The organism is Christiangramia aestuarii (assembly GCF_009735585.1).
Lineage (GTDB): Bacteria > Bacteroidota > Bacteroidia > Flavobacteriales > Flavobacteriaceae > Christiangramia > Christiangramia aestuarii.
Genome location: NZ_VJVW01000003.1, coordinates 228,860 through 252,680 on the forward strand (window position 1 = coordinate 228,860; position 23,821 = coordinate 252,680).

Annotated in this window: 22 protein-coding genes; 13 read left to right on the top strand and 9 right to left on the bottom strand. The window is 41.6% G+C overall.

Annotated elements, in window-relative coordinates:
- Positions 1-14: 14 nt before the first annotated feature.
- Entirely contained in the window at positions 15-2,684 is a 2,670-nt protein-coding gene (locus FLP08_RS08940; RefSeq protein WP_156276095.1) for a TonB-dependent receptor, read from the bottom strand.
- 247 nt (positions 2,685-2,931) lie between these two features.
- Between FLP08_RS08940 and ychF the strand changes: the two genes are divergently transcribed.
- The 5 genes from ychF to mscL all read left to right on the top strand — a co-directional run bounded on the left by ychF (position 2,932) and on the right by mscL (position 9,656).
- Complete coding sequence (gene ychF, locus FLP08_RS08945; protein ID WP_156276097.1) at positions 2,932-4,026, top strand: redox-regulated ATPase YchF; 1,095 nt, start codon at positions 2,932-2,934, stop codon at positions 4,024-4,026.
- A gap of 185 nt (positions 4,027-4,211) precedes the next feature.
- Complete coding sequence (locus FLP08_RS08950) at positions 4,212-6,074, top strand: DNA topoisomerase IV subunit B (protein ID WP_156276099.1); 1,863 nt, start codon at positions 4,212-4,214, stop codon at positions 6,072-6,074.
- On the top strand, positions 6,071-6,565 hold the full coding sequence (locus tag FLP08_RS08955) for a hypothetical protein (protein WP_156276101.1): 495 nt from the start codon (positions 6,071-6,073) through the stop codon (positions 6,563-6,565). The genes FLP08_RS08950 and FLP08_RS08955 overlap by 4 nt, the downstream gene beginning before the upstream one ends.
- The gene (locus FLP08_RS08960) at positions 6,565-9,210 is read left to right on the top strand and encodes a DNA gyrase/topoisomerase IV subunit A (protein WP_156276103.1); all 2,646 of its coding nucleotides are present in this window, start codon (positions 6,565-6,567) and stop codon (positions 9,208-9,210) included. Before FLP08_RS08955 ends, FLP08_RS08960 begins: the two co-directional genes overlap by 1 nt.
- Entirely contained in the window at positions 9,210-9,656 is a 447-nt protein-coding gene (gene mscL, locus FLP08_RS08965) for a large conductance mechanosensitive channel protein MscL (protein WP_156276105.1), read from the top strand. The genes FLP08_RS08960 and mscL overlap by 1 nt, the downstream gene beginning before the upstream one ends.
- Here mscL and FLP08_RS08970 read toward each other — a convergent pair.
- Together FLP08_RS08970 and FLP08_RS08975 are read right to left on the bottom strand one after the other, a co-directional pair.
- On the bottom strand, positions 9,653-10,030 hold the full coding sequence (locus FLP08_RS08970; protein ID WP_156276107.1) for a DNA topoisomerase IV: 378 nt from the start codon (positions 10,028-10,030) through the stop codon (positions 9,653-9,655). The genes mscL and FLP08_RS08970 overlap by 4 nt on opposite strands.
- A gap of 31 nt (positions 10,031-10,061) precedes the next feature.
- Positions 10,062-10,484 (bottom strand): helix-turn-helix domain-containing protein, encoded by a 423-nt coding sequence (locus tag FLP08_RS08975; protein ID WP_156276109.1) that lies wholly within the window; start codon positions 10,482-10,484, stop codon positions 10,062-10,064.
- Between the two features lie 289 nt (positions 10,485-10,773).
- Here FLP08_RS08975 and FLP08_RS08980 point away from each other — a divergent pair, with 289 nt between their 5' ends.
- The 6 genes from FLP08_RS08980 to FLP08_RS09005 all read left to right on the top strand — a co-directional run bounded on the left by FLP08_RS08980 (position 10,774) and on the right by FLP08_RS09005 (position 17,331).
- Positions 10,774-11,931 carry a M14 family zinc carboxypeptidase gene (locus tag FLP08_RS08980; RefSeq protein WP_238388471.1) on the top strand — a complete coding sequence of 386 codons (1,158 nt, stop codon included), beginning with the start codon at positions 10,774-10,776 and terminating at the stop codon, positions 11,929-11,931.
- Positions 11,932-12,005: 74 nt separating this feature from the next.
- Positions 12,006-12,485: an Lrp/AsnC family transcriptional regulator gene (locus FLP08_RS08985; RefSeq protein WP_156276113.1), complete on the top strand. Its 480-nt coding sequence runs from the start codon at positions 12,006-12,008 to the stop codon at positions 12,483-12,485.
- A 93-nt stretch (positions 12,486-12,578) separates the two neighbouring features.
- Entirely contained in the window at positions 12,579-15,152 is a 2,574-nt protein-coding gene (locus FLP08_RS08990; protein ID WP_156276115.1) for a phosphoenolpyruvate carboxylase, read from the top strand.
- On the top strand, positions 15,153-15,671 hold the full coding sequence (locus tag FLP08_RS08995; protein WP_156276117.1) for a DinB family protein: 519 nt from the start codon (positions 15,153-15,155) through the stop codon (positions 15,669-15,671).
- The gene (locus FLP08_RS09000) at positions 15,671-16,681 is read left to right on the top strand and encodes a YihY/virulence factor BrkB family protein (protein WP_156276119.1); all 1,011 of its coding nucleotides are present in this window, start codon (positions 15,671-15,673) and stop codon (positions 16,679-16,681) included. Before FLP08_RS08995 ends, FLP08_RS09000 begins: the two co-directional genes overlap by 1 nt.
- Before the next feature lie 101 nt (positions 16,682-16,782).
- Complete coding sequence (locus FLP08_RS09005; protein WP_156276121.1) at positions 16,783-17,331, top strand: type 1 glutamine amidotransferase domain-containing protein; 549 nt, start codon at positions 16,783-16,785, stop codon at positions 17,329-17,331.
- A 70-nt stretch (positions 17,332-17,401) separates the two neighbouring features.
- On the opposite strand, the gene FLP08_RS09010 is transcribed toward FLP08_RS09005, so the two are convergent.
- Both FLP08_RS09010 and aroB read right to left on the bottom strand, forming a co-directional pair.
- Positions 17,402-17,701, bottom strand: coding sequence for a hypothetical protein (locus FLP08_RS09010; protein ID WP_156276123.1), 300 nt, complete (start codon positions 17,699-17,701; stop codon positions 17,402-17,404).
- Positions 17,702-17,792: 91 nt separating this feature from the next.
- Positions 17,793-18,863, bottom strand: coding sequence for a 3-dehydroquinate synthase (aroB, locus tag FLP08_RS09015; protein ID WP_156276125.1), 1,071 nt, complete (start codon positions 18,861-18,863; stop codon positions 17,793-17,795).
- Between the two features lie 88 nt (positions 18,864-18,951).
- Here aroB and FLP08_RS09020 point away from each other — a divergent pair, with 88 nt between their 5' ends.
- Together FLP08_RS09020 and FLP08_RS09025 are read left to right on the top strand one after the other, a co-directional pair.
- Positions 18,952-20,154, top strand: coding sequence for a proline dehydrogenase family protein (locus tag FLP08_RS09020; RefSeq protein ID WP_156276127.1), 1,203 nt, complete (start codon positions 18,952-18,954; stop codon positions 20,152-20,154).
- 6 nt (positions 20,155-20,160) lie between these two features.
- Positions 20,161-20,700 carry a 1-acyl-sn-glycerol-3-phosphate acyltransferase gene (locus FLP08_RS09025; RefSeq protein WP_156276129.1) on the top strand — a complete coding sequence of 180 codons (540 nt, stop codon included), beginning with the start codon at positions 20,161-20,163 and terminating at the stop codon, positions 20,698-20,700.
- On the opposite strand, the gene FLP08_RS09030 is transcribed toward FLP08_RS09025, so the two are convergent.
- The 4 genes from FLP08_RS09030 to gcvT form a co-directional block, all read right to left on the bottom strand.
- On the bottom strand, positions 20,701-21,426 hold the full coding sequence (locus FLP08_RS09030) for a YebC/PmpR family DNA-binding transcriptional regulator (protein ID WP_156276131.1): 726 nt from the start codon (positions 21,424-21,426) through the stop codon (positions 20,701-20,703). It lies immediately after the preceding gene.
- A 93-nt stretch (positions 21,427-21,519) separates the two neighbouring features.
- A complete protein-coding gene (locus FLP08_RS09035) occupies positions 21,520-21,810 on the bottom strand; it encodes a 4a-hydroxytetrahydrobiopterin dehydratase (protein WP_156276133.1) in 291 nt (96 codons plus the stop codon).
- Between the two features lie 87 nt (positions 21,811-21,897).
- Complete coding sequence (locus FLP08_RS09040) at positions 21,898-22,713, bottom strand: sugar nucleotide-binding protein (RefSeq protein WP_156276136.1); 816 nt, start codon at positions 22,711-22,713, stop codon at positions 21,898-21,900.
- 5 nt (positions 22,714-22,718) lie between these two features.
- Positions 22,719-23,801, bottom strand: coding sequence for a glycine cleavage system aminomethyltransferase GcvT (gene gcvT, locus FLP08_RS09045; protein WP_156276138.1), 1,083 nt, complete (start codon positions 23,799-23,801; stop codon positions 22,719-22,721).
- Positions 23,802-23,821: the final 20 nt, after the last annotated feature.

Here is a 23,821-nt window from a genome sequence, read left to right on the forward strand (position 1 = left end):
CTATTTAAACCTGACTAGAGGTTGATATTTAGTTTTGCGTAGTAATAAGCTCCACTGAAGCCCATTTGCACTGCATCCCAGTAACCACCAGCTTCAGTCCAGTCATCCTGTTGGTCTGGATAAACGTTGAAGAGGTTGTTGCTTCCTACATTCAGCTTTAGTGATTTGTTAAGTTTAAAACCTAAATTAAGGTCGGTTACGATCTTAGGATCATAAATGTCTGAGGCTGCTTCTACCTGATTAGCCAGTCCTCCATAATCGGCCGGATCTTCGAACATCTGAAAATCTAAAAGCGTGATCTCACTAAACCTGGTTAGGCCAAGTGCCGCATCGAACCATTCTATATCGTAAACCAGGTTAAGAGTAAGTTTGCTGTCTGGAGCAGAGGCTAATAAGAAAGCTTTATCTCTTTCTCCAAAAAAGGTCTGCTCATTCAAATTTCCGTTCTTTACATCGGTGATCTCCATGTCATTGAAGTTCCCAATAAAGCTTGCGGTTAGTTTTCCATCTCCCAGGTTGAATTCGTTAGAAAGTACGATGTCCAGACCCAGGGTTTCGGTATCGGCACCATTGGCGAAGAACTGTGCAGCTTCCACATTATCTATCTGTGGAGCGTCAAAATTCCCTGTAAGAACGATACGGTCCTGTACGTTGATATAATATCCATCTACCGTAGCCGTGAACTTTCCGAAGTTGGCCGTAAAACCAAGCGAAGCGTTTAAAGCGGTCTCTTCCTGTAAAGGCCCAATACCAAATGATTCGGTAACAGGGCTGTTATTAGGAGATAATAGAGATTCTAATGCTTCACCTCCCACGAAGTTAGTGAACTTCAGGTTATAATAGATCTGGGCCAGGGAAGGAGCTCTAAAACCTGTACTTACCGATCCTCTTAAATTAATATCATCGGTGGCTTTTAAGCGAGCCGCAAGTTTTCCGTTTATGGTACTTCCAAAATCACTGTAGTTCTCAAATCTGGCTGCTGCAGCAAGAAGAAAGGCCTCGGTAAATTCAAATTCAGCATCTGCATACAGGGAAACATTAGACCTGCTTCGGTCTACCTCGTTATCTGGACCGTATCCAGGAAAACCTTGCGAGCCTCCAGGTCTTGGATCTCCGGTAATTGGGTCTATTGGCTGCTGCTGAATATCTGGATTGGTGATCGGAATTCCATCTGTATCGTAAGTGGCATATGAAGCTTCCTCCCCGGCAAAAATTTCAAAATTCTCGGTCCTGTACTCTGCACCAAAAGCGAAGTTCACTCCTTCCAGCATGTCTTCGTAGTACTTTGAAAAATCTAGATTGATCACATTCTGACTTAGGCTGTGTCCACCAGCATCGAAATCTGTGGGAGAAATTTCACCTAAAGAGGCGTTGATGGTACCTTTTATGAAATAGTGGAAAAAATTCTTTCCCCAGGTATTACTTAGGTCTATGTTCCAGTCGTTCTCAGTGGTGGTCCTGAAGCCTGCTGAAACGGAATTATCGGTAATGATAGAAGTGATCCTCGGGGTAAAACCGTTTGGATAAACCTCTACCACATTCCTAGCCGTTGGATTGTTACGGGTAAAGGCATAGGCATCTGTATCCCTGTAATTCCTGCCTCCAAAAGCATAGAATTCGGTATTCTCAGAAATTGGGATGGCCAGGTTCCCCATGAAGTTTACCCCTTCAATAGCTGCTTCACCAAAACCTCTCCTGAAGTCGAAACCAGGACGAAGGGTCTTGTTCTTGTTCAGGTATTCTACGGTAAAATTAGCGAAACCTTCTTCACCTATTTCGAAGCCATAGTTAGACGTTACCTTTACAGAGCCACCATCAAAATTCTGATCTTCGCCTATCGCATTTCCATCACGGTCTGTATCCAGGCGGTTACCATCGGTATTCGGAGTGCCTTCCGGAAATTCTCCTTCGGCATTGGTATTGTAGAAACCATAATTTACACTACCACTGAATTTTTCTACCGCGTCTTTCAGAACGATATTGATCACCCCGGCAATCGCATCAGACCCATACTGGGCAGAAGCACCATCCCTAAGGATCTCTATCCTTTTTATGGAAGCCGCAGGAATGGCATTAAGATCGGTACCGGTGTTACCACGACCCCTGGTTCCGAAGATATTGATAAGGGAAGACTGGTGTCTTCGCTTTCCGTTTACCAGCACCAGGGTTTGATCTGGCCCAAGCCCTCTAAGGGAAGCAGGGTCAATATGGTCTGCACCATCAGATCCAGATTGTTTGTTAGCATTGAAAGAAGGAGCGGCATATTGTAAAAGCTCGTTAACTTCAATCTTTCCAGTTTGAGTGTTCACTTCGCCAACGTCTATAACGTCAACGGCCACAGGTGTATCTGTAGAAGTACGTTTAGGGCTACGCGAACCCACTAGTTGTACTTCTCCTAAAGATACTCCATCCTGGAGAGTAACGTTTACCTCTGTTAATCCGTTTACGGGGACTTCTTTTTCTTCGAAGCCTACAAAGCTGAATACCAGCGTCGCATCTGCCGGAGCTTCAATGGTATACCTACCATCAAAATCGGTTGAAGTACCATTATCGGTACCTTTCTCGTAAACATTCACTCCGGGAAGTGGGGTCCCGGCATTGTCGGTCACCACACCGCTAATTTCCTGAGCAGACAGAAATATAGGAATTGAAAATAGTGTAATGAAAAGTAAAAATCTATTCATAAAAAGTAAGGGATTAGTTAATAAGTTGTGGCAATATAGGTAAAAACCGTATAAGACCTAGTTAAACCACAAATGGAATGCTCGATTGATTTCTTTTTAGACCATCATCTAGGCTATATAGATACCACACCTGTCAAGTATTCCCTTGTTTAAAAATATGAGCTTAAAGGCCTTAAGTATTTATGAAATACTCTTAGATAATGACTATCTTTGCAGCCGCAAAAACAAAGCATCAAAATTATATTATATGAAAGCTGGAATCGTAGGACTTCCTAATGTTGGTAAATCAACCTTATTTAACTGTTTGAGCAATGCGAAAGCTCAAAGTGCAAACTTTCCTTTTTGTACGATAGAACCTAATGTTGGGGTGGTTAATGTTCCGGACCAGAGATTGTTGAAACTTGAAGAGCTGGTAAACCCGGAAAGAGTGATCCCTGCCACCGTAGAAATAGTTGATATCGCCGGGCTGGTTAAAGGTGCTAGCAAGGGAGAGGGGCTTGGAAATCAGTTTCTTGGAAATATCAGGGAAACCGATGCCATCCTGCATGTGCTTAGATGTTTTGAGAATGATAATATTGTGCATGTTGACGGTTCCATAGATCCTATAAGAGATAAGGAAACCATTGATATGGAGCTTCAGCTGAAAGACCTGGAGACCACCGAAAAGAAACTAGACAAGGTTAAAAGAGCTGCCAAGACCGGGAACAAGGATGCCCAGAAAGAGGAAGCTGCCTTGCTTAAGGTTAAAGCCGGCCTGGAAGCAGGAATATCTGTTCGTGCCATAGAGTTAGGGGAAGATGAGCGAAAAGAATTTATAAAGCCATTGCAGTTCATTACCGATAAGCCGGTAATGTATGTTTGTAATGTAGATGAAGGGGCTGCCGTAGAAGGGAATGCCCATGTAGAAAGAGTAAGAGAAGCGGTAAAGGATGAGAATGCCGAAGTTCTGGTTCTGGCTGTGGGAACAGAAGCAGATATTACAGAGCTAGATGATTTTGAAGAGAGGCAGATGTTCCTTCAGGATATTGGTCTTGATGAGCCTGGTTCTGCAAAACTTATTCGTGGAGCCTATTCCTTGTTGGACCTGCAAACCTATTTTACTGCCGGTGAAAAAGAGGTTAGAGCATGGACCATCCCTGTAGGATCTTCTGCGCCACAGGCTGCCGGGGTGATACATACCGATTTTGAAAAAGGATTTATTCGTGCTGAGGTGATTGGCTATGACGATTATGTAAGCTACGGAAGTGAAGCCAAGGTAAAGGAAGCCGGGAAGATGCGCGTTGAAGGGAAGGATTATATCGTTAAGGATGGCGATGTAATGCACTTCAGGTTTAACGTATAAGATTTCTTTTTTTCTTAGATTCTTTCTAAATATTATCTGAAGTTGAGGTTTTTTAAAACTTCTAACTTCCTATTTTTCTAAGCAATTAACATTTCTTCTAAAATCTTTGTTAATTACTTTAGGACTTAACTATTTTAGTTTTTTAGCTAATGCCTTATATTTAGGGCATAACTCCATTACTACCTATGAGCGAGAATACTAAATATACCGAAGATAATATTCGGTCATTAGACTGGAAAGAACATATTCGCATGCGTCCCGGGATGTACATCGGGAAGCTCGGGGATGGGTCCAGTCAGGATGATGGGATCTATATCCTCCTTAAAGAAGTTATAGATAACAGTATTGACGAATTCGTGATGGGCGCAGGGAAGACCATAGAGATCTCTGTTCAGAACCAGCGCGTGATCGTTCGTGATTATGGTAGGGGTATACCCCTGGGGAAAGTGGTGGATGTAGTATCCAAAATGAATACCGGTGGTAAATATGATACCCGTGCCTTTAAAAAGTCCGTCGGACTTAACGGGGTTGGTACCAAAGCTGTGAATGCCCTTTCTTCTTATTTCCGTGTGGAATCTTCCCGTGACGGAAAAAGCCATGCTGCAGAATTCGAGCAGGGAGAGTTGAAAGATGAAGAGCATCTCGACGAAACCTCTAGAAGAAGAGGTACCAAGATCACCTTTATCCCAGATGAGAACATTTTCAAGAATTACAAGTTCAGAAATGAATATATCGAGAAAATGCTCAAGAACTATGTATATCTCAACCCGGGGTTGACGATAGTTTTTAATGGAGAGAAATTCTATTCAGAGAATGGTTTAAAAGATCTTTTAGGCGATAGCATACATGAGGATGATATGCTGTATCCTATTGTTCATCTTCGAGGTGATGATATTGAGGTAGCCATAACCCACAGCAGGTCTCAGTACAGCGAGGAATACCATTCTTTCGTGAACGGGCAGAACACCTCTCAGGGTGGAACTCACCTCGCAGCCTTCAGGGAAGCCATTGTAAAGACCGTTCGTGAATTCTACGGAAAGAATTATGAGGCCAGCGACATCAGGAAATCTATTGTTGCGGCCATAAGTATAAAAGTAATGGAGCCGGTTTTTGAAAGCCAGACGAAAACCAAGCTCGGGTCTACGGATATGGGCGGAAAGCTGCCCACGGTAAGGACCTATATCAATGATTTCGTAAAAAGGAATCTTGATAATTACCTGCATAAAAATCCGGAAACGGCTGAAAGTCTTCATAAAAAGATACTTCAGGCAGAAAGGGAACGAAAGGACCTTTCCGGCATCAGGAAACTGGCTAAAGACAGGGCTAAAAAAGCCAGTCTTCATAATAAGAAATTACGGGATTGCCGTGTCCACCTTGGAGATAGCAAGCACGAACGTTGTTTGGAGACCACCTTGTTCATTACCGAGGGAGACTCGGCGAGTGGATCTATCACGAAGAGTAGGGATGTAGTGACCCAGGCGGTTTTCAGTTTGAAAGGAAAACCCCTGAATAGTTACGGTCTTTCCAAAAAGATCGTTTACGAGAACGAAGAGTTCAACCTGTTGCAGGCAGCTTTGAATATTGAAGAAGGCCTGGAAGACCTAAGGTACCATAATATCGTGATCGCGACCGATGCCGATGTGGATGGTATGCACATTAGGTTGTTATTGATCACCTTCTTCCTTCAGTTCTTCCCTGAACTTATAAAAGAAAACCACCTTTACATCCTGCAAACACCATTGTTCAGGGTTAGAAACAAGAAGGAAACCATCTACTGTTACAGTGAGCAGGAAAGAAAGGAAGCTATCGAAAAGCTTTCCGGGAAACCTGAAATTACGCGATTTAAAGGTTTAGGTGAGATCTCTCCAGATGAATTCGTTCATTTTATAGGGGAAGACATTCGCCTGGATCCAGTGATGCTGGACAAAGACAAGTCTATAGAAGAAATGCTGAGTTTCTATATGGGCAAGAATACTCCAGATCGCCAGGAATTCATCATCGATAACCTGAAAGTTGAACTTGACCTGGTGGAAGAACTTGGAATATGAGGTTTACCAATAGAAACGAGGTCAAAATAATTCCGTCTATCTACATCGTACTGGTGGCGGTCTTTGTCACGAATGTTTTCGTGAATATTGAGATCATGGCTTCTTCAGAAAGCGAACAGGAAATAAGTTTCAGCCATTTTGTTCCCAATATCGTGACCCTGTTACTTGGTCTTTATGTTCATAAGATCGGCCAGAGCTTCGATTTCGACAGTGATGGCGAAACCCTGAATTTTAAGAACAACGGAGTCTTTTTTTCAAAATTCATGGAGTATAGAGTAAAAAAGGCAGAATTCCCTAAGCGTAAACTAGGTAAATTCCATTTTGTAGATTTCGGAATCTATTCTGCCCTTACCATCTATATTAAATCCAGGAGAAAACAAGGCTATAGAAAATATACTTTCAATACCACATTTTTAACCCGAAAAAAGAAAAAGGGAATGGTAGATTCTTTGAATAAAGTTTTAGAAACCACTCCTAAACCTACTGCCTAATGGAAGAAAACCAAGAAGGAGCTCAGGAAGAGCAGTTTGAGAGCAAAGAAGAACTTATTAAGGTAACCGGGATGTATAAGGACTGGTTCCTGGATTATGCTTCATACGTGATCCTGGAACGGGCGGTACCTGCGATAGAAGACGGTTTTAAACCCGTACAACGTCGTATCATGCATTCCATGAAAGACCTTGATGATGGTCGTTATAATAAGGTTGCCAATATTGTTGGCCACACCATGCAATATCATCCTCACGGGGATGCCAGTATTGGTGATGCCATGGTACAGATTGGCCAGAAGGATATTTTAATAGACACCCAGGGAAACTGGGGTAATATCCTAACCGGTGACCGTGCCGCTGCACCCCGTTATATTGAGGCGAGACTTTCTAAGTTCGCCCTGGAGGTGCTGTTCAGCCCTAAACTTACTGAATGGCAGCTTTCTTATGATGGTAGAAAACAGGAACCGGTAAACCTTCCGGTAAAATTCCCTATGCTTCTGGCGCAGGGAGCTGAGGGTATTGCCGTTGGATTGAGCACCAGGTTCCTTCCGCATAATTTTAATGAACTTATCGATGCATCTATAAACCACCTTAGGGGCAAAAGTTTCAAACTTTTCCCTGATTTTCCTACGGGTGGTATCGCCGATGTGTCTAATTATAATGATGGTGAAAGAGGTGGTAGAGTAAGGATAAGAGCTAAGATCACCCAGCGGGACAAGAATACGCTGGTCATCAACGAGATCCCTTACGGCACCAATACTTCCAGTCTTATCGATTCCATTCTAAAAGCGAACGATAAGGGGAAGATCAAGATCAAGAAGATCGAGGATAATACGGCTGCTGAAGTTGAGATCCTTATTCATTTACCAAATAATATTTCACCAGATAAAACTATTGATGCGCTTTATGCCTTCACCCAGTGTGAAAATTCCCTGGCGCCTCTTGGCTGTGTGATCATAGATCACAAGCCGGTTTTCCTTGGAGTTTCAGAAGTTTTGAGAAGATCTACAGATCACACGCTTCATCTATTAAAAAGGGAGTTGGAGATAAAGCTCGGGGAACTGGAAGAGCAGTGGCATTTTGCGTCCCTGGAAAGGATCTTTATCGAAAACCGTATCTATCGTGATATCGAAGATCAGGAAACCTGGGAAGGAGTGATCGAAGCCATAGATAAAGGCCTGAAGCCGCATACCAAACATCTTAAAAGAAAGGTTACCGAAGAAGATATCGTTAGGCTGACTGAAATTCGAATCAAAAGGATCTCGAAATTCGATATAGATAAAGCACAGCAAAAGATAGATGCGCTGGAAGGTGAGATCGCGCAGGTAAAGCATAATCTTGACAACATCGTAGACTTTGCCGTAGATTATTTTAAAAAACTGAAAAAGGACTACGGTACCGGAAGGGAAAGAAAGACCGAGCTTAGATTATTCGAGGATATCGAAGCTACCAAGGTTGTTATAAGAAATACCAAACTTTACGTGAACAGGGCCGAAGGTTTCGTAGGAACCTCGCTTAAGAAGGATGAATACGTAACAGATTGTTCAGATATAGATGATGTGATCTGTTTTACGGCCGATGGAAAGATGATGGTGACCAAGGTAGATACCAAAACCTTCATTGGTAAGGATATCATTCATGTGGCCATCTTTAAGAAAAAAGATAAGCGCACCATCTATAATATGATCTATCGCGATGGTAAAGCAGGAAAGACCTACGTGAAGCGTTTCGCCGTGACCTCGGTAACCCGTGACCGTGAATATGATCTTACCCAGGAGAAAAAGGATTCGAAAGTGCTTTACTTCTCGGCCAATCCTAACGGAGAGGCAGAAGTGGTGACCGTACTTTTACGCCAGGTAGGAAGCATAAGAAAGGTGAAATTCGACCTGGATTTTGCCGACGTGCTCATAAAAGGCCGAAATGTAAAAGGAAATATAGTTACCAAGTATTCGGTCAAACGAATCGAGCTTAAGGAGGAAGGAGTTTCTACTCTTAAACCCAGAAGGATCTGGTTCGATGAAACCGTAAAAAGGCTGAATGTAGACGAAAGAGGCGAGCTGCTTGGTGAATTCAAAGGCGAGGACAGGTTATTGATCATCACCCAGGACGGCGTGGCCAAAACCATCAAACCTGAACTAACTACCCGTTTTGATAATGAGATCATCGTTCTGGAAAAATGGTCGAAGAATAAACCAATTTCGGCGATCTACTGGGAGCCGGAAAAAGAAAGGTATTATGTAAAACGATTCGTTATAGAGCATCCAGACAAGGAAGAGCTTTTTATCAGCGATCACGAGGATTCTTACCTGGAAATCGTTTCTACAGATTATTATCCCATGGCCGAGATCGTTTATACCAAGCCTAAAGGCAAGGAACGTCGCGAGAACGAAGAGGTCAACCTGGCCGAGTTCATCGCTATAAAGGGTATCAAGGCTCAGGGTAACCAGCTTACTTCAGAAAAAGTGAACCAGATAAACCTGCTGGACCCGCTTCCCTATGAACAGCCGGAAGAAGAGGAAACAGAAGAGGAAGAATCATCTGAAGAAAGCAATGAAATATCCGGGGAGGATATAAAATCAGGGAAAATTAAATCGCCTGAGAAAAATTCAAAATCAGACGAGCAACCATCCTTATTTGACGAATAATGGGATTGTTTAAGGAATTCAAGGAATTTGCCGTAAAGGGCAATATGATAGACATGGCGGTGGGGATCATTATTGGTACCGCCTTTAATAAGGTCGTGGATGTACTGGTGAAACAGGTCATCATGCCGCCGCTAAGTATGCTTACCAATGGGGTGAACTACGCCGACCGTAAGATCATCCTCCAGGAATCTTCGGGAATCAAGGGTGAGGCAGATTTCATCGAGGAAGTTTCCATAGGCTACGGTCTTTTAATAGAGACCCTGATTGATTTTCTGGTAATAGGTTTTGTAGTCTTCCTGGTCGTGAAATTCATGAACAGGTTCAGGAATAAGGCGCAGGATCCCAAGAATAAAAAGGTGGTCACTCCAAAAGATATCGAACTTCTCTCTAATCTTAATGAGCTGATGGAAGAGCAGAACAAACTGCTGAGGGAGCGACAAAACTAATCTTCAGAAACTTTCTTTACTTTTCCGCGGGCTTTCTTGGCGCTGCCTACCTGGCCGTATTCAAAAGTGTAGCCGTCTTTGGTAGTGCTAAGGATCTTCATATGTATTGGCTTTTCTTCGGCCATTCCCTCGGGATGCATATTCTTAAGTATATACTCGCAATCATTGATCCAGCGTACACTTGAGGTATCTGTCTGGCCCCGGAACTTTTCTATCTCTATACTGTCGTTTCTAATGAACCGGGAAGTTACCAGCTCGCCGTTGATGAAACTTTCGAATTCGTAAGTTCCGGTCCTAAAGTCCTGACAATTCCTTTCAGGGTTAAAACAGGAAGAAAGCAGGAGCAGGCAAAATAAAGCGGCTAATCTGTTCATACCGCAAAATAATTCAATTTAAACGGAATAATCAATTTTCGAAGGCTTCAAAACTACCGTCCTTATAAAATATCACGATCTTCTGAATTTCCTTTCCTGGTTTTCCAGCAGGCATCGCAGGTATGTTTTGCTGCGGAATATTCTGGGAGGGAGGATTTGCTGAATTTGAAACAGCTTGTTTTTTATCTTCAGGTCGCGGAATTTCTTGCTGCTTTACTTCGTTTGAATTTACAGGAAATTTTCCCTTTCCATTCAACAGCCAGTACAATTCTACCTCGGGAAAATTTTTCACCACCTTCATTACAAAGTCCAGACTTGGTTTGTTTCGGCCTGATAGAATATGAGAAATAGAGGAGCGCCCAACTTCAATTTTATCGGCGAAAGCAGCGGCTGAAATATCGTAATAATCAAGGATCTTGTTGAGCCTGCTGGCGAACTTTTCGGTGTTTACCATTGTGAAATTTATAAAGTTGAATTCCTATTTACAAATGTAAATAATATTTACAAGATTACAATATTACATATGTAAACAATTCATTTTAATATAAACCTAAGCTTTATGTTAATATACCTAAAACACTAAAAACCAAATATTTAAAAGTTGTTTAATTTTGTGTAGGATATATTCCAAGGCCCGTGTTCATTGGCTTATTAAGACTGTTTACAATTGTAATAGGGATTGTCGAAATTTTGTGTTTACATTTGTAAAATATGTAATGTTTAGTTTTGTAAACATGAAGAATATGCAGCTCAAAGAACTCTTCCAGGAAGACTTTTATTCAGCGATTAAAATGCAAGAAGTGACCGGTAGATATGTTACCAATAAGGATCTTGAAAAAGTGAAATCTTATTTTGGCGACAAGATCGATTTTCAGGAAATAGGGAGATCGGTAAAGGGGAAATCAGTTTATATGACCAGGGTAGGAAAAGGAAAAATCAAGGTGCTTGCCTGGTCACAAATGCACGGAAATGAAGCTACGACCACCAAGGCAGTTTTTGATCTTTTGAACACATTCATTAATGAGTCTGGCAACAAAGTGATCTCATCCATCCTGGATAGCTGCAGTATTTTTATTATTCCGATACTGAATCCTGACGGAGCAGAAGCCTATACGCGTATAAATGCGAATTCGGTAGATCTAAACCGGGATCTGCAGCAGCTTAGTCAGCCGGAAAGCAGGATCCTTATGCAGCAGTATCAAGCAATTAAACCAGAATTTTGTCTTAACCTGCATGACCAGCGTACCATCTTTAGTGCCGGAAGCAGGCCAGAGCCAGCAACTTTATCCTTTCTAACTCCTTCTAAAGACCCTGAACGAAGCATTGATGATTCCAGAAGACAAAGCATGTGTCTTATAGCCGGAATGGCAGAGGATCTGCAAAATGAACTGCAGGGTCGTATAGGTAGGTATGACGACGCTTTCAATATTAATTGTGCCGGGGATACTTTTCAAAACCTGAACATTCCAACGGTTTTGTTCGAAGCAGGGCATTTCCCGGAAGATTATGAGCGGGAGGAGACCAGGAAATATGTTTTTAAGGCGCTGTTATCCTGTTTATATCAAATAGCACATCTGCAGCCAGATACTTCAGGAGAAGAGTCGTATTTTGATATTCCTGAAAATCAGAAGCTTTTTAATGATGTAATCATTAGGAATGCCAGGATCGGGAACGAGAATTCAGAGATCAGTATTCAGTTCAGGGAAGTGCTGGGTGAAAAAGGAATTGAATTTCTGCCCATGGTAGAGAAAAGGGAAAAGAGGATTTCTAATTACGGGCATCGTGAAATCGATGCAAAAGGTTTAGAGGTGTCATTGCCAGATGGGTCTGAAATAAGCGAAAACGTTGTAGTTAATAAAATTGTCATAAATAATAGAGAATTAGAGGTTAAATATCGGTAATTGTCAAAATATTTATCAATAATTCAATGATTTTGTATTAATTTTGAGGTTCATTAAAAAAAGAACGTTGAAAAATGGCCAAGTTTAAATTAGACGAAACAGACCACCAGATCCTCGACATGCTGATCGAGAATACCAGAACTCCATTTACCGATATTGCTAAGAAATTGTTGATCTCTGCGGGAACCGTTCACGTTAGGGTAAAGAAGATGGAAGAAGCCGGTATTATCATTGGTTCTTCTCTAACGCTAGATTATAAGAAACTGGGATATGCATTTATTGCTTATGTAGGTGTGTTCCTTAAGAATACCTCTCAAACGAAATTCGTCCTGGAGAGAATTAACGAGATCCCTTTTGTGACCGTAGCTCATGTTACTACAGGCAAATTCAATGTTTTCTGTAAGATACGTGCCAAGAATACCCAACATGCAAAAGAGATCATCTTCCAGTTAGATGATATCGAAGGAGTTTACAGAACAGAAACCATGATCTCTCTGGAAGAGAGTATTAATGATAAAAAGCGATTGATGCATTCTATTTTCAAAGACTTGTAACAATCCTAAACTTATATTAAAGACCCTTTAAGCTTCTATGTTTAAAGGGTTTTTTTATAAATTTAAATCAATTGACCATCCTAAAACATAATTATGCACAGAGAACCAAGATTAGATAGATTTAATGATAATGTGCTCGCTAAGTATGAGGTTTATAACAGTATTTTTTTAACCCTACCTTACGACGAGATCAGAAAAACTGGTGCGCTCTTACCATTATTTCAGGAAATTTGTGAAAAAGGCTTTTCAGAGAATAAAAACCCCTCTGAGATCGTAGACCGATTTTTCGAGAAATATGGTGAAAACCCTTCCGAACAGGATAAGATAGATCTACTTTTCAGATTCATTCAATATATAGAAAGACAGGTAGTACTTTTTGATGCCATAGAAGATGCTTCTTTTTCCATCGTTAATAATATGGACGGTAGGGGAACGCTTAGAAGCGTAAAAGAAGAGGCTGAGGCCAAGCAAAAAGTACAGGAGCTGCAGGATTACCTGAAAAGGTTCAAGGTAAGACCAACCCTTACGGCACATCCAACGCAATTTTATCCGGGAACGGTGCTTGGGATCATTACAGACCTGGATAATGCCATCAGGCAGAACGACCTTGTAAAGATCAAGCAATTACTGGCCCAACTGGGAAAAACACCTTTCTTTAAAAAAGAAAAGCCGACTCCTTATGACGAGGCGGTAAACCTTATCTGGTACTTTGAGAATGTTTTTTATCAAAGCGCCAGTAAGATCCACAATTATATACAGCAGAATATCTTCGATGGAGAAGACGTGGGTAACCAGGTGATCAATCTTGGTTTCTGGCCTGGAGGTGACCGTGACGGAAACCCATTCGTGACCACCGATATAACTCTGAGAGTAGCCAAAAGGTTAAGAAGAACGGTGCTGCTAAATTATTACAGGGATATAAGGGAATTGAAGCGCAGACTTACCTTCAGGGGAGTTCATGAGCTTATGGCCGAGATCGAAAAAGGTCTTTATGATTCCGCAATTTCGCGTTCAGGGAATATTAAACTTCCACTTGAAGATTTTAAGCATAAACTAAATAATATCAAGCAGATACTTAATGAAAAACACCAGTCTCTGTTTGTGGACGAAGTGAACGATATGATCAATAAAGTTGATCTTTTTGGTTACCACTTCGCGACGCTGGATATAAGACAGGATTCAAGTATCCATGAGGAAGTACTGGATGAGATCATTAAAAAGACCGATCTGCTCCCGGATGATTTCCGCGACCTCGATGAAGATAAACAGGTAGAACTGTTAACTAATGTTCAGGCTAAAATGAATCCTGAAGAACTTTCAGAAGAGGGTATGGGCAGGGCCACGATTTCGTCGATCTATGCCATGCAGGAGATCCAGGAAAAGAGCGGTGAACCAGGAGCAAACAGATATATAATAAGTAACTGCGGAAGTGTTCAGGGTGTTTTACAGCCTTTTGCCTTTATTCGTATGACCGGGTGGGAGAAACCAAGCGTAGATGTGGTTCCGTTATTCGAGACCGTACCAGACCTTCAGGATGCCCATAATGTAATGGAAAAGCTTTATACGAATCCAGTATACAAGGAGCACCTTGAACGACGAGGAAATAAGCAAACGATCATGCTGGGATTCAGCGATGGTACCAAAGATGGTGGCTATCTAATGGCTAACTGGAGTATTTTCAAGGCTAAGGAGGCCCTAAGTAAGATCTCCCGTGAATACGGAATTAAAGTGGTCTTTTTTGACGGGCGTGGTGGACCACCTGCTCGTGGAGGTGGTAAAACCCATCAATTCTATGCTTCCTTAGGACCAACCATAGAAAATGAGGAGATACAATTAACCGTACAGGGACAGACCATAAGTTCTAATTTCGGAACCAAGGAATCCTGTACCTATAACCTTGAACAGCTGTTGAGTTCAGGAGTTTCTAATGAAATCTTCAGCAAAGGTAAGAACGAGCTGAAAGATGAGGATAGAAAGACCATGACCGAGCTTGCTGAGATAAGTTATAAGACCTATACCGATTTCAAGAAACATCCAAGGTTCATTCCTTACCTCGAGAAAATGAGTACGCTCAAGTATTACGCCAAAACCAATATAGGAAGCCGACCTTCCAAGCGTAATAAATCGGCCGAACTAAACCTTTCCGACCTTCGTGCCATTCCTTTCGTAGGTAGCTGGAGCCAGCTAAAACAGAATGTTCCAGGATTTTTCGGAGTCGGAACGGCCATGGAAAAATTCGAGAAAGACGGCAATTTTGAAAGGGTGAAACAGTTGTATGATAATTCTGAGTTTTTCAGGACCTTACTGGAAAATAGTATGATGAGCCTTACCAAATCATTCTTTCCTTTAACTGCCTATATGAAAAACGACGAGGAGTTTGGAGAATTCTGGCAGCTTATTCACGAGGAATTTGAACGTACCAAGACTATGCTGCTTAAGGTGACCGGTTATAATAAATTAATGCAGAACCAACCTGCAGGACGAGCTTCTATTGAAGCCAGGGAGCGTATTGTGCTTCCGCTGCTTACCATCCAGCAACATGCACTGCGTAAAATCCAGCAGCTGAACCGTGAAGGTGCCGGGGTAGAGGATCAGCTTGAGATTTATGAAAAGATAGTGACCAGATCTCTTTACGGAAATATTAATGCAAGTAGAAATTCAGCATAAATGAAGAAATCTGATTTAAGAAAAGGTGAGTTCGGTGAATTCTATGCCGGTTATATAGACCAGATAGAGGATGATGCCGAACTCATCCAAACCATGGAGCAGAACACCTCCGAATTTGTCGAATTTTTAAATAGCATTCCTTCAGAAAAGTGGAATCACAGGTATCAACCGGATAAATGGAGTATCCTGGAAATGGTACAGCATATTATCGATACCGAGCGCATATTTCAATACAGGGCACTATGCTTCGCCAGGAATGAACAGAAACCGCTGCCCGGTTTTGATCATGATCTTTATGTGCTTAATTCCGGTTCAGAAAACCGAACTGGTGCAGGCTTGATCGAGGAATTCGAATGCGTGCGAAAGTCGGGTATCTTTCTTTTTAAAAGCTTTACCGAGGATATGCTGAAAATAAAAGGCAACATGAATGATGTGAACACTTCTCCGAGAGCCATCGGCTATATTATGGTGGGACATGCCAAACATCATCAGAATATTCTAAAGAGCAGATATCTTTAATGTGGGATCGCATTAAAATATTCCTGAAACTTTTAAAAAAATCCTATTTAAGCTGGGAAAAGAATGGCGCCTATGCCAAAAGCGCGACCATAGCGTATTATGCTTTATTTTCATTACCCTCTTTGCTGATCATTGTGGTTAGCATTGCAGGGTATTTTTATGGCCGTAAAGCAGTGCAGGGAAAGCTCACCACCCAGATCGAGGAATTCATTGGAAAAGACACCGCTCAAGCAGTAGAGAAGATGATCGAGAATGCTGCGCTTACACAGGATTCTACCTGGGCGGTAATATTCGGATTGGCTCTACTGATCTTTGGTGCCACCGGAGTTTTCTTCCAGTTAAAGATAGCTATGAACAACATCTGGAGCGTGGCGGCTAAAAAGACCAATTTTCTTAGGCTGGTCCTGGACAGGGTGATCTCCCTGGGGATGGTGCTTGTACTTGGACTTTTGCTGCTAATAGCCATGGTCATTTCTACCATAATGAATTCAATTTCCCATAAGGTGGAAGACTTTTTCCCGAATATCACCAAATTCATGATAGACCTGGCAAATTTCGCTCTTTCATTCCTGATCATAACCACCCTTTTCGCGGCGATCTTTAAATTACTTCCAGATATAAAGATCAGGCTAAAGACAACTTATGTTGGGGCGGCCCTAACCACTATACTCTTCCTAATCGGGGAATATGTGATCAGTTTTTACTTTGGACAGAGTTCCCCGGGGTCTGTCTACGGTGGAGCATCTTCGGTAGTTCTCATCTTGCTTTGGGTGTATTTCACCTGTCTTATCTTATTCTTTGGTGCAGAATTTACCGTTCAGTATGCCCTGTTCAATAAGGAAAAGGTGGTACCAAATAGGTTTGGCGAACCGGCGATCTACCAGGAAATGGAAAAGCTGGAAAAGCGTAAAATGGAACTTAAGGATGAGAAGAAAGTCCTGGATAAACTTAAATCTCACCTGGATATGGATGAAAAAGCCAAAAACGATAACAATAATTCACAAACTTAATAAAGCTTTAACTTTGCCGTATCGCCTTTTAATAGGGCCTTAATAGAGTTTTTTGCTTCTGCTTCTTAAATTTGATCGAATCAAAAAATTAAAACTTTATTATGGAAAAGAGAATTGCAATTTTGGCTACTCATGGATTTGAAGAAAGCGAGCTGGCCTCTCCAAAAGAAGCAATGGAGAAAGAAGGATTTAAAGTGGAAGTAGTAAGCCTTGAAAAAGGAAAGATCAAATCCTGGGACAAGGATAATTGGGGTAAGGAATATGATGTAGATAAGGTGCTAAGTGAAGTATCAGCGAAAGATTACAATGCCCTGGTATTGCCCGGAGGTGTAATTAACCCCGACCAGTTGAGAAGAAATGACTCCGTACTTCAGTTTGTTCGCGACTTCTTTAAGCAAAGTAAACCAGTTGCAGCTATCTGTCATGCTCCTTGGACGCTGATCAGTGCAGAAGTAGTTGAAGGTCGTACCATGACCTCTTTTAACTCAATTAGAAAAGACCTTGAAAATGCAGGAGCACTTTGGGTAGATAAAGAAGTAGTGGTTGATGAAGCGCTTGTAACCAGTAGAAATCCTGATGATCTACCGGCTTTTAATGCAAAAGTGATAGAAGAGATCAAAGAAGGTAAACATGATCTACAACATGCCTAGAGGTAAATAAATTTATATGAAACAAAAAAGGAACGCTGCAGCGTTCCTTTTTTTATGTTGAGATTAGCTTTTAATCCTCGTCTTCTTCTGAATCTTCCTGCTTTTCCGGAATATCCACGATAGGATCGTTGTATTCTGAATCCTCATAATCATCCTCGTCAAAATTCGCCATGGTATTTTCCAGACGGGTACTAACTTTTACCAGGTATACGGTGTCTTCTGTACGAACTTCTACTGCATCTACGGTTTCGTTCTTCGCGTTCTTAAAAGAGATGACCTGGTCATCATCATATCCGTCAGGATACTTGTCTACCAGCAAACCTAAAATTTCAGGAGTAAGCTTTTTATAATCTACGATGATTCTTTTCATAGTGTGAAAGGTTTATGCAAGTATAATTAAAAAAATAAATTGCAAGCAAAACATAACTCCTAATTCTTTTATTTTTTTAATGCACTAAAATTCAATTGTTTAAATAAAAAACAAATGCCTCATCTATGAGCTCGTTGGGCACCTTTTTATCTATCACGGGTTGGCCAATATCCTCTAAAAGAACAAAGTTGATGATTCCTCTTTCGTTCTTTTTATCAAACTTCATCAGCTCTTTTATCTGGCTAATATCTTCCGGAAAAAATTCCTCCTTTCCATAAAGATCAAGGAAGATATCCCTGATGCTTTCCAGTTTTTCTTCCGGAAAATTTAGCATTTTCGCAGAGATAAAAGTCTCTAGCACCATGCCTATTGCGATGGCCTCACCGTGTAAAAGCTTTTTCTTTTCAGAATGGGTGAGACAATAAGATTCTATGGCGTGACCCAGGGTGTGCCCATAATTAAGAGTTTTCCTAAGGTTTTTTTCGTATGGATCTTTTTTAACGATTTCGGCCTTTATATCTACCGAACTTTTGATGATCCCATCCAGGTCTGAAAGGTCAAGTTCAGCCAGGTTCGAAACCTTTTTCCAGTAGTTCTCATCTGCAATCAGACCGTGCTTGAGAATTTCTGCAAGTCCGCTCCTCATTTCCTGTGCTGAAAGGGTCTTTAGAAAAGCTGAATCTATAATGACCATTTCCGGCAGGTTGATAACCCCGATCTGGTTCTTCAAATTCCCCAGATCCACGCCGGTCTTACCTCCAACTGAAGCGTCTACCATAGCCAGCAGGCTGGTAGGCACATTGATGAACCTTATTCCCCGTTTAAAGCAGGAAGCTACAAACCCCCCAAGATCGGTGACCACACCGCCTCCAAGGTTTATTATCAGGCTTTTCCTATCGGCCTCAAGTTCAGACAAGACATTCCAGACGCCCGCGCAGGTTTCCAGGTTCTTGAATTCTTCTCCTGCTTCTATCTCGATCACTTCCGTAGGAATATCGGTTTGCAGCTTTTGCATAAATGGAGAAAGACAGGCTTCATAAGTATTGCTGTCTACCAGAATGAAGATCTTGGAAGGCATTTCTTTCTTTAGGAATTCATGGAGTTCTTTGAAGCCATTTTGAGCATAAAGAACAGGATTGATTGATGGGGCCAAATCGTTCATTCTATTAGGATTTATGCGGGGGAAATTAAAAAGAATTTATGATTTAAATCAACTTCAATAATTATATTTGCGCGACTAATAGTGCGAAATGATTAGAAAAAAGATATTCAATAATACGAAGTCAGCCTTTAAGTTAAAATCTAATGCTGAATTAGATAGAGCCATTTTTCTTTTTAGCATGATGGGGATTCCATCACTGGTAAAGGCTGGTAGTGCACTCACAAAATTTTCCCTTAAAGTTCATCTTCCGGTAGAAACCTTGATCAAAAAGACGATTTTTGAACAGTTCTGCGGCGGGGTGACCGAGGAAGATTGTAAACCGGTTACTAGGGAAATGTATGATGAGAACCTGCATAGTATTCTTGATTATTCTGTAGAGGGAAAAAAGACAGAGGAGGAGTTCGACGCGGCTATGCGTAAAAAACTAAGCCTTATTGAATATGCCAAGGGAAAAGATGAGATCCCTTTTGCCATGTTCAAACCAACCGGGATCGGGAGATTCGAGATTTGGGAAAAAGTAAGTGAAAAGATCAACCTTTCTGAAGGTGAAAAGGAAGAGTGGGAGAACATTAAGAAAAGGGTAGATACCCTTTGCAGCAAGGCTCACGAACTTAATGTGAGGCTTTATGCTGACGGTGAGGAAACCTGGATGCAGACCGCTGCAGATGACCTCATGGAAGAAATGATGAAAAAATATAACCGCCAGGATAAGGTGTTGATCTATAATACCCTACAGTGTTATCGCTGGGACAGGCTGGATTACCTGAAGGGGCTTCATGAGAGAGCTAAAAAGGACGGTTTCAAGATTGGCGCTAAGATCGTTCGTGGGGCTTATATGGAAAAGGAGAACGCGAGGGCGAAGAAGCTTGGCTATCCTTCACCAATTTGTGAGAGTAAAGAGGCTACCGATGTTAACTTCAATAGTACCCTATCTTATTGCCTTAACCACCTTGAAGATATTTCGGTATTCATAGGAACCCATAACGAGGTAAGTAGTTATCTCGCTTTGCAGATCATGGAAGATAAAGGTTTATCTTTAGATGACGACCGCATCTGGTTCAGCCAGCTTTATGGGATGAGTGATCATATTAGTTACAACCTGGCCCGTAAAGGTTATAATGCGGTGAAACTTGTACCATTTGGCCCGGTAAGGGATGTGGTGCCTTATCTGTTAAGAAGGGCGCAGGAAAATACTTCTGTAAAAGGACAAACCGGTAGGGAGCTTTCCCTGCTTAGGGAAGAAAAGAAAAGACGTAAAGGGGATAAATCTACTAAACACCACCGCGAATAGAGAAAGATGCGCTCGCTGGCAAAATTTGTATACTTTAAAGTTCTGGGCTGGAAGCTCGAGAGCGATTTTGATCCCGCGATTAAAAAATGTGTCTTTATTGTCGCTCCCCATACAAGTTCTTTCGATTTTCTTATTGGTATCCTGATAAGAAAGATCATGGATATACAGATTAATTTTGTTGGGAAGAAAGAGCTCTTCAAGCCACCCTTTGGCTGGTATTTTAAAATGGTAGGCGGTGCTCCTATAGACAGGAGTGGAAAGCTGAAAAAAGTGGATGCCATCGCTGAAATATTCCGTCAAAAGGAAATTTTCAGGCTGGCCATGTCTCCTGAAGGGACTCGGCAAAAAACAGAGAAATGGAGAACGGGGTTCTACTATATCGCCTTAAAGGCTGAAGTTCCAATTATAAGAGTAGCTTTTGACTATGGGGCCAAAAAAGTAAAAATCTCCGATGCCTTCTGGCCAACCGGAGATTTTGAAAAAGATTATACTGAGATTTTCAGTTTTTATGAGGGGGTTCAGGGCAAGATCCCTGAGAACTTTTAGTTATTCTGATTCTTCTGATGTTTCCATGGTGTGATATACGTTCTGTACATCATCATCTTCCTCCAGTTTTTCCAGTAATTTCTCTACATCTTCAGTCTGCTCTGCATTTAGGCTCTTGGTAACCTGCGGAATCCTTTCAAAACCTGAAGAAATGATCTCGATCTCTCTTCTTTCCAGTTCTTTCTGGATAGAACCAAAGTATTCAAAAGGAGCGTAGATATGAATTCCATCTTCATCCTGGAAGACTTCTTCGGCTCCAAAATCTATCAGCTCCAGTTCCAGTTCTTCCGGGTCCAGCCCTTCATCGTTGATCCTGAAATTACAGGTATGGTCAAACATGAACTCTACAGATCCGGAGGTTCCAAGGTTTCCATCGCATTTATTAAAATGTGAACGGATGTTCGCTACGGTCCTGTTATTGTTGTCGGTCGCGGTCTCTACAAGCACGGCGATCCCGTGAGGAGCATAACCTTCAAAAAGAACGATCTTATAATCACCCTGGTTCTTATCTGATGCACGCTTAATGGCGCGCTCGATATTGTCCTTGGGCATGTTCACACTTTTCGCGTTCTGAATCACAGCACGTAATTTGGCATTGGTGTCTGGATCTGGTCCACCTTCCTTTACGGCCATTACGATGTCCTTGCCAATTCTGGTAAAGGCCTTGGCCATTGCAGACCAACGCTTCATTTTACGTGCTTTTCGAAATTCGAATGCTCTTCCCATGCTTGAATAAAATTAGATTCGGGCAAAAATATAAAAAAAGCTCCTAATTTAACGGGTAAATTAAGGAGCCTGTATTTTTATATCAGTTATTGATCAACCGGTAGCTTCAATAATATCTTCTATGGTCTTGGCCAGTTTAAAATCCTTTTCGGTAACGCCGTCTGCGTCGTGCGTGGAAAGGGAAATTTCCAGTTGATTATAAACATTTCCCCAGTTAGGGTGATGTTGCTGGGCTTCAGCTTCAAAGGCTATACGCGTCATTACCGTAAAGGCCTCTTTAAAATTCTCGAACTGAAAAGAAGTGTGAATGGCATCCTTTGCGTAAGTCCAGCCGTCCAGTCCTTTTAGTTTCTCATGAATTTCGTCTTCCGATAGTTTTTTCATTGCTTTAAATCTTTTGGTTGTATTTAAAGTTAGAAATTAAGCAGCGGAATCCCTGCTGAAATTAGTGCTTTATTATAAGATTAACAGCTATAGCTTGGTAGAAGCCTCTACCACCTGGCTAATGGTGATCTGCAGATTCTTCGGCAGTTTGTTATCCTTTGGAAGCACTGCCAGGAACCTGTCGTAATTAGAATCATAGACATTTTTGAATAACGGGTTCTCATAACCCAGGCCTTCGCATATATCGCTGATAAAATCCCTCTGGTGGGTAAGATCTGTACTTCCCAGGTGAAAAACTCCCTGCCTTTCCCTGTTAATGATATAGTGTAGCTGCTGGGTAACCTTAAGTATCTCGGTAGCGTTGATCACCACGTTGGGAAATACCTCCAGGGGTTCTCCAAGGTCTATGATGGTCTTTAATTGCTTTACCCGGGGTGAGGATTTTCCAAATACCATGGGTAGTCTTACAATATTGTACTGGTGGTTGGGTAACCTTAACAGCGCATTCTCTATTTTGATCTTGAACCTGCCGTAAATACTTTGGCTTAATGTCTTATCATATTCGTATGAAGGGAAATTGGTGAAACCATCAAAAACGTTGGCCGAACTAATAAAAATAAGCTTGGAGTTGTATTTGAGAATATGATTGATGATCGAAAAGTGGGCTGAAATCTGCGCATCAAAGTTCCCACGCAGGGCAGATATGATCACATCTGGCCTTAGATTTTCAAGAAGGATCTCAATACTCTCCGTTTCCAGGTCATAGTGATGGAACTGGTGATTGGCTTCAAAAAAATCATTTTCGGTAAAGTAGGTGCCGTGGGTATCAAAATAGGAGCATAGCTCTTTATACAAGGCATTGCCTATAAATCCGCTAGCTCCTAAAATGAGTATTCGTTTCAAATAAATTAGCCTTTATAAAAGGGCAATTTCACCTGAGTAGCCGGTACAGCTTTTTTTCGTATTTGTATAGAAAGTTTGTTTCCGTATCCTGCGATCTCAGTTGGAACATATCCCAGCCCGATTCCTTTTTCAAGTGACGGGGACATGGTGCCCGAAGTTACCACTCCAATTTTCTTACCATTTTCGTCTACAATGTCATAACCCTGGCGAGGAATTCCTCTTTCATCAAGTTCAAAGGCTACCAGTTTCCTTGCTGGCCCGTTTTCCTTTTGCTTTTTAAGTTCCTCGCTATTGATGAAGTCTTTGGTGAATTTGGTGATCCATCCAAGCCCAGCCTCGATAGGAGAGGTGGTGTCATCAATATCATTTCCGTAGAGGCAGTAACCCATTTCCAGTCTCAGGGTGTCCCTGGCTGCAAGTCCTATTGGTTTTATTCCGAAGTCTTCTCCGGCTTCCATGACCGCGTCCCAGATCTGCTCTGCATCTTCATTTTTGAAATAGATCTCGAAACCGCCGCTGCCGGTATATCCTGTGGCAGAAACGATCACTTTATCCACTCCTGCGAAATTACCTACTTCAAAAGTGTAGAATTTCATATTTGCCAGGTCGATATCGGTTAAAGACTGCATGGCCTCGGCGGCTTTTGGTCCCTGAATGGCCAGTAACGACATTTCGTCACTCATGTCGCGCATGGTCGCGTCCATGGTATTGTGGTGTGCGATCCAGTTCCAGTCTTTTTCAATATTGGATGCATTAACAACCAGTAAATATTTCTCCGCATCTATACGGTAGATAATAAGGTCATCCACGATCCCTCCCTTTTCATTTGGCATGCAGGAATATTGAGCCTTCCCGTCTACCAGTTTGGAAGCGTCGTTAGAACTGATCTTTTGTATAAGTTCCAGTGCATTTTCTCCTGAAATAAGAAATTCGCCCATATGCGAAACATCAAAAACACCAAGTTTCTCTCTCACGGTCTCATGCTCTATATTCACTCCTTCATAAGATACAGGCATATTGAATCCGGCAAATGGAACCATTTTGGCGTTTAACTCCTTGTGCTTTTTAGATAGGGCTATTTCTTTCATTATTTTCAAAAATTTGGGCA

Excerpts from the sequence above, each read along its gene's own strand:
- FLP08_RS08980 (WP_238388471.1), top strand. The coding sequence starts at position 10,774 with ATGCAGCTCAAAGAACTCTTCCAGGAAGACTTTTATTCAGCGATTAAA.
- FLP08_RS08995 (WP_156276117.1), top strand. The coding sequence starts at position 15,153 with ATGAAGAAATCTGATTTAAGAAAAGGTGAGTTCGGTGAATTCTATGCC.
- ychF (WP_156276097.1), top strand. The coding sequence starts at position 2,932 with ATGAAAGCTGGAATCGTAGGACTTCCTAATGTTGGTAAATCAACCTTA.
- FLP08_RS09035 (WP_156276133.1), bottom strand. The coding sequence starts at position 21,810 with ATGAAAAAACTATCGGAAGACGAAATTCATGAGAAACTAAAAGGACTG.
- FLP08_RS08950 (WP_156276099.1), top strand. The coding sequence starts at position 4,212 with ATGAGCGAGAATACTAAATATACCGAAGATAATATTCGGTCATTAGAC.
- FLP08_RS08990 (WP_156276115.1), top strand. The coding sequence starts at position 12,579 with ATGCACAGAGAACCAAGATTAGATAGATTTAATGATAATGTGCTCGCT.
- mscL (WP_156276105.1), top strand. The coding sequence starts at position 9,210 with ATGGGATTGTTTAAGGAATTCAAGGAATTTGCCGTAAAGGGCAATATG.
- FLP08_RS08940 (WP_156276095.1), bottom strand. The coding sequence starts at position 2,684 with ATGAATAGATTTTTACTTTTCATTACACTATTTTCAATTCCTATATTT.
- FLP08_RS09030 (WP_156276131.1), bottom strand. The coding sequence starts at position 21,426 with ATGGGAAGAGCATTCGAATTTCGAAAAGCACGTAAAATGAAGCGTTGG.
- FLP08_RS09000 (WP_156276119.1), top strand. The coding sequence starts at position 15,671 with ATGTGGGATCGCATTAAAATATTCCTGAAACTTTTAAAAAAATCCTAT.
- FLP08_RS09020 (WP_156276127.1), top strand. The coding sequence starts at position 18,952 with ATGATTAGAAAAAAGATATTCAATAATACGAAGTCAGCCTTTAAGTTA.
- FLP08_RS08970 (WP_156276107.1), bottom strand. The coding sequence starts at position 10,030 with ATGAACAGATTAGCCGCTTTATTTTGCCTGCTCCTGCTTTCTTCCTGT.
- FLP08_RS08985 (WP_156276113.1), top strand. The coding sequence starts at position 12,006 with ATGGCCAAGTTTAAATTAGACGAAACAGACCACCAGATCCTCGACATG.
- FLP08_RS08975 (WP_156276109.1), bottom strand. The coding sequence starts at position 10,484 with ATGGTAAACACCGAAAAGTTCGCCAGCAGGCTCAACAAGATCCTTGAT.
- FLP08_RS08960 (WP_156276103.1), top strand. The coding sequence starts at position 6,565 with ATGGAAGAAAACCAAGAAGGAGCTCAGGAAGAGCAGTTTGAGAGCAAA.
- FLP08_RS09005 (WP_156276121.1), top strand. The coding sequence starts at position 16,783 with ATGGAAAAGAGAATTGCAATTTTGGCTACTCATGGATTTGAAGAAAGC.
- FLP08_RS09025 (WP_156276129.1), top strand. The coding sequence starts at position 20,161 with ATGCGCTCGCTGGCAAAATTTGTATACTTTAAAGTTCTGGGCTGGAAG.
- FLP08_RS09010 (WP_156276123.1), bottom strand. The coding sequence starts at position 17,701 with ATGAAAAGAATCATCGTAGATTATAAAAAGCTTACTCCTGAAATTTTA.
- gcvT (WP_156276138.1), bottom strand. The coding sequence starts at position 23,801 with ATGAAAGAAATAGCCCTATCTAAAAAGCACAAGGAGTTAAACGCCAAA.
- FLP08_RS08955 (WP_156276101.1), top strand. The coding sequence starts at position 6,071 with ATGAGGTTTACCAATAGAAACGAGGTCAAAATAATTCCGTCTATCTAC.
- aroB (WP_156276125.1), bottom strand. The coding sequence starts at position 18,863 with ATGAACGATTTGGCCCCATCAATCAATCCTGTTCTTTATGCTCAAAAT.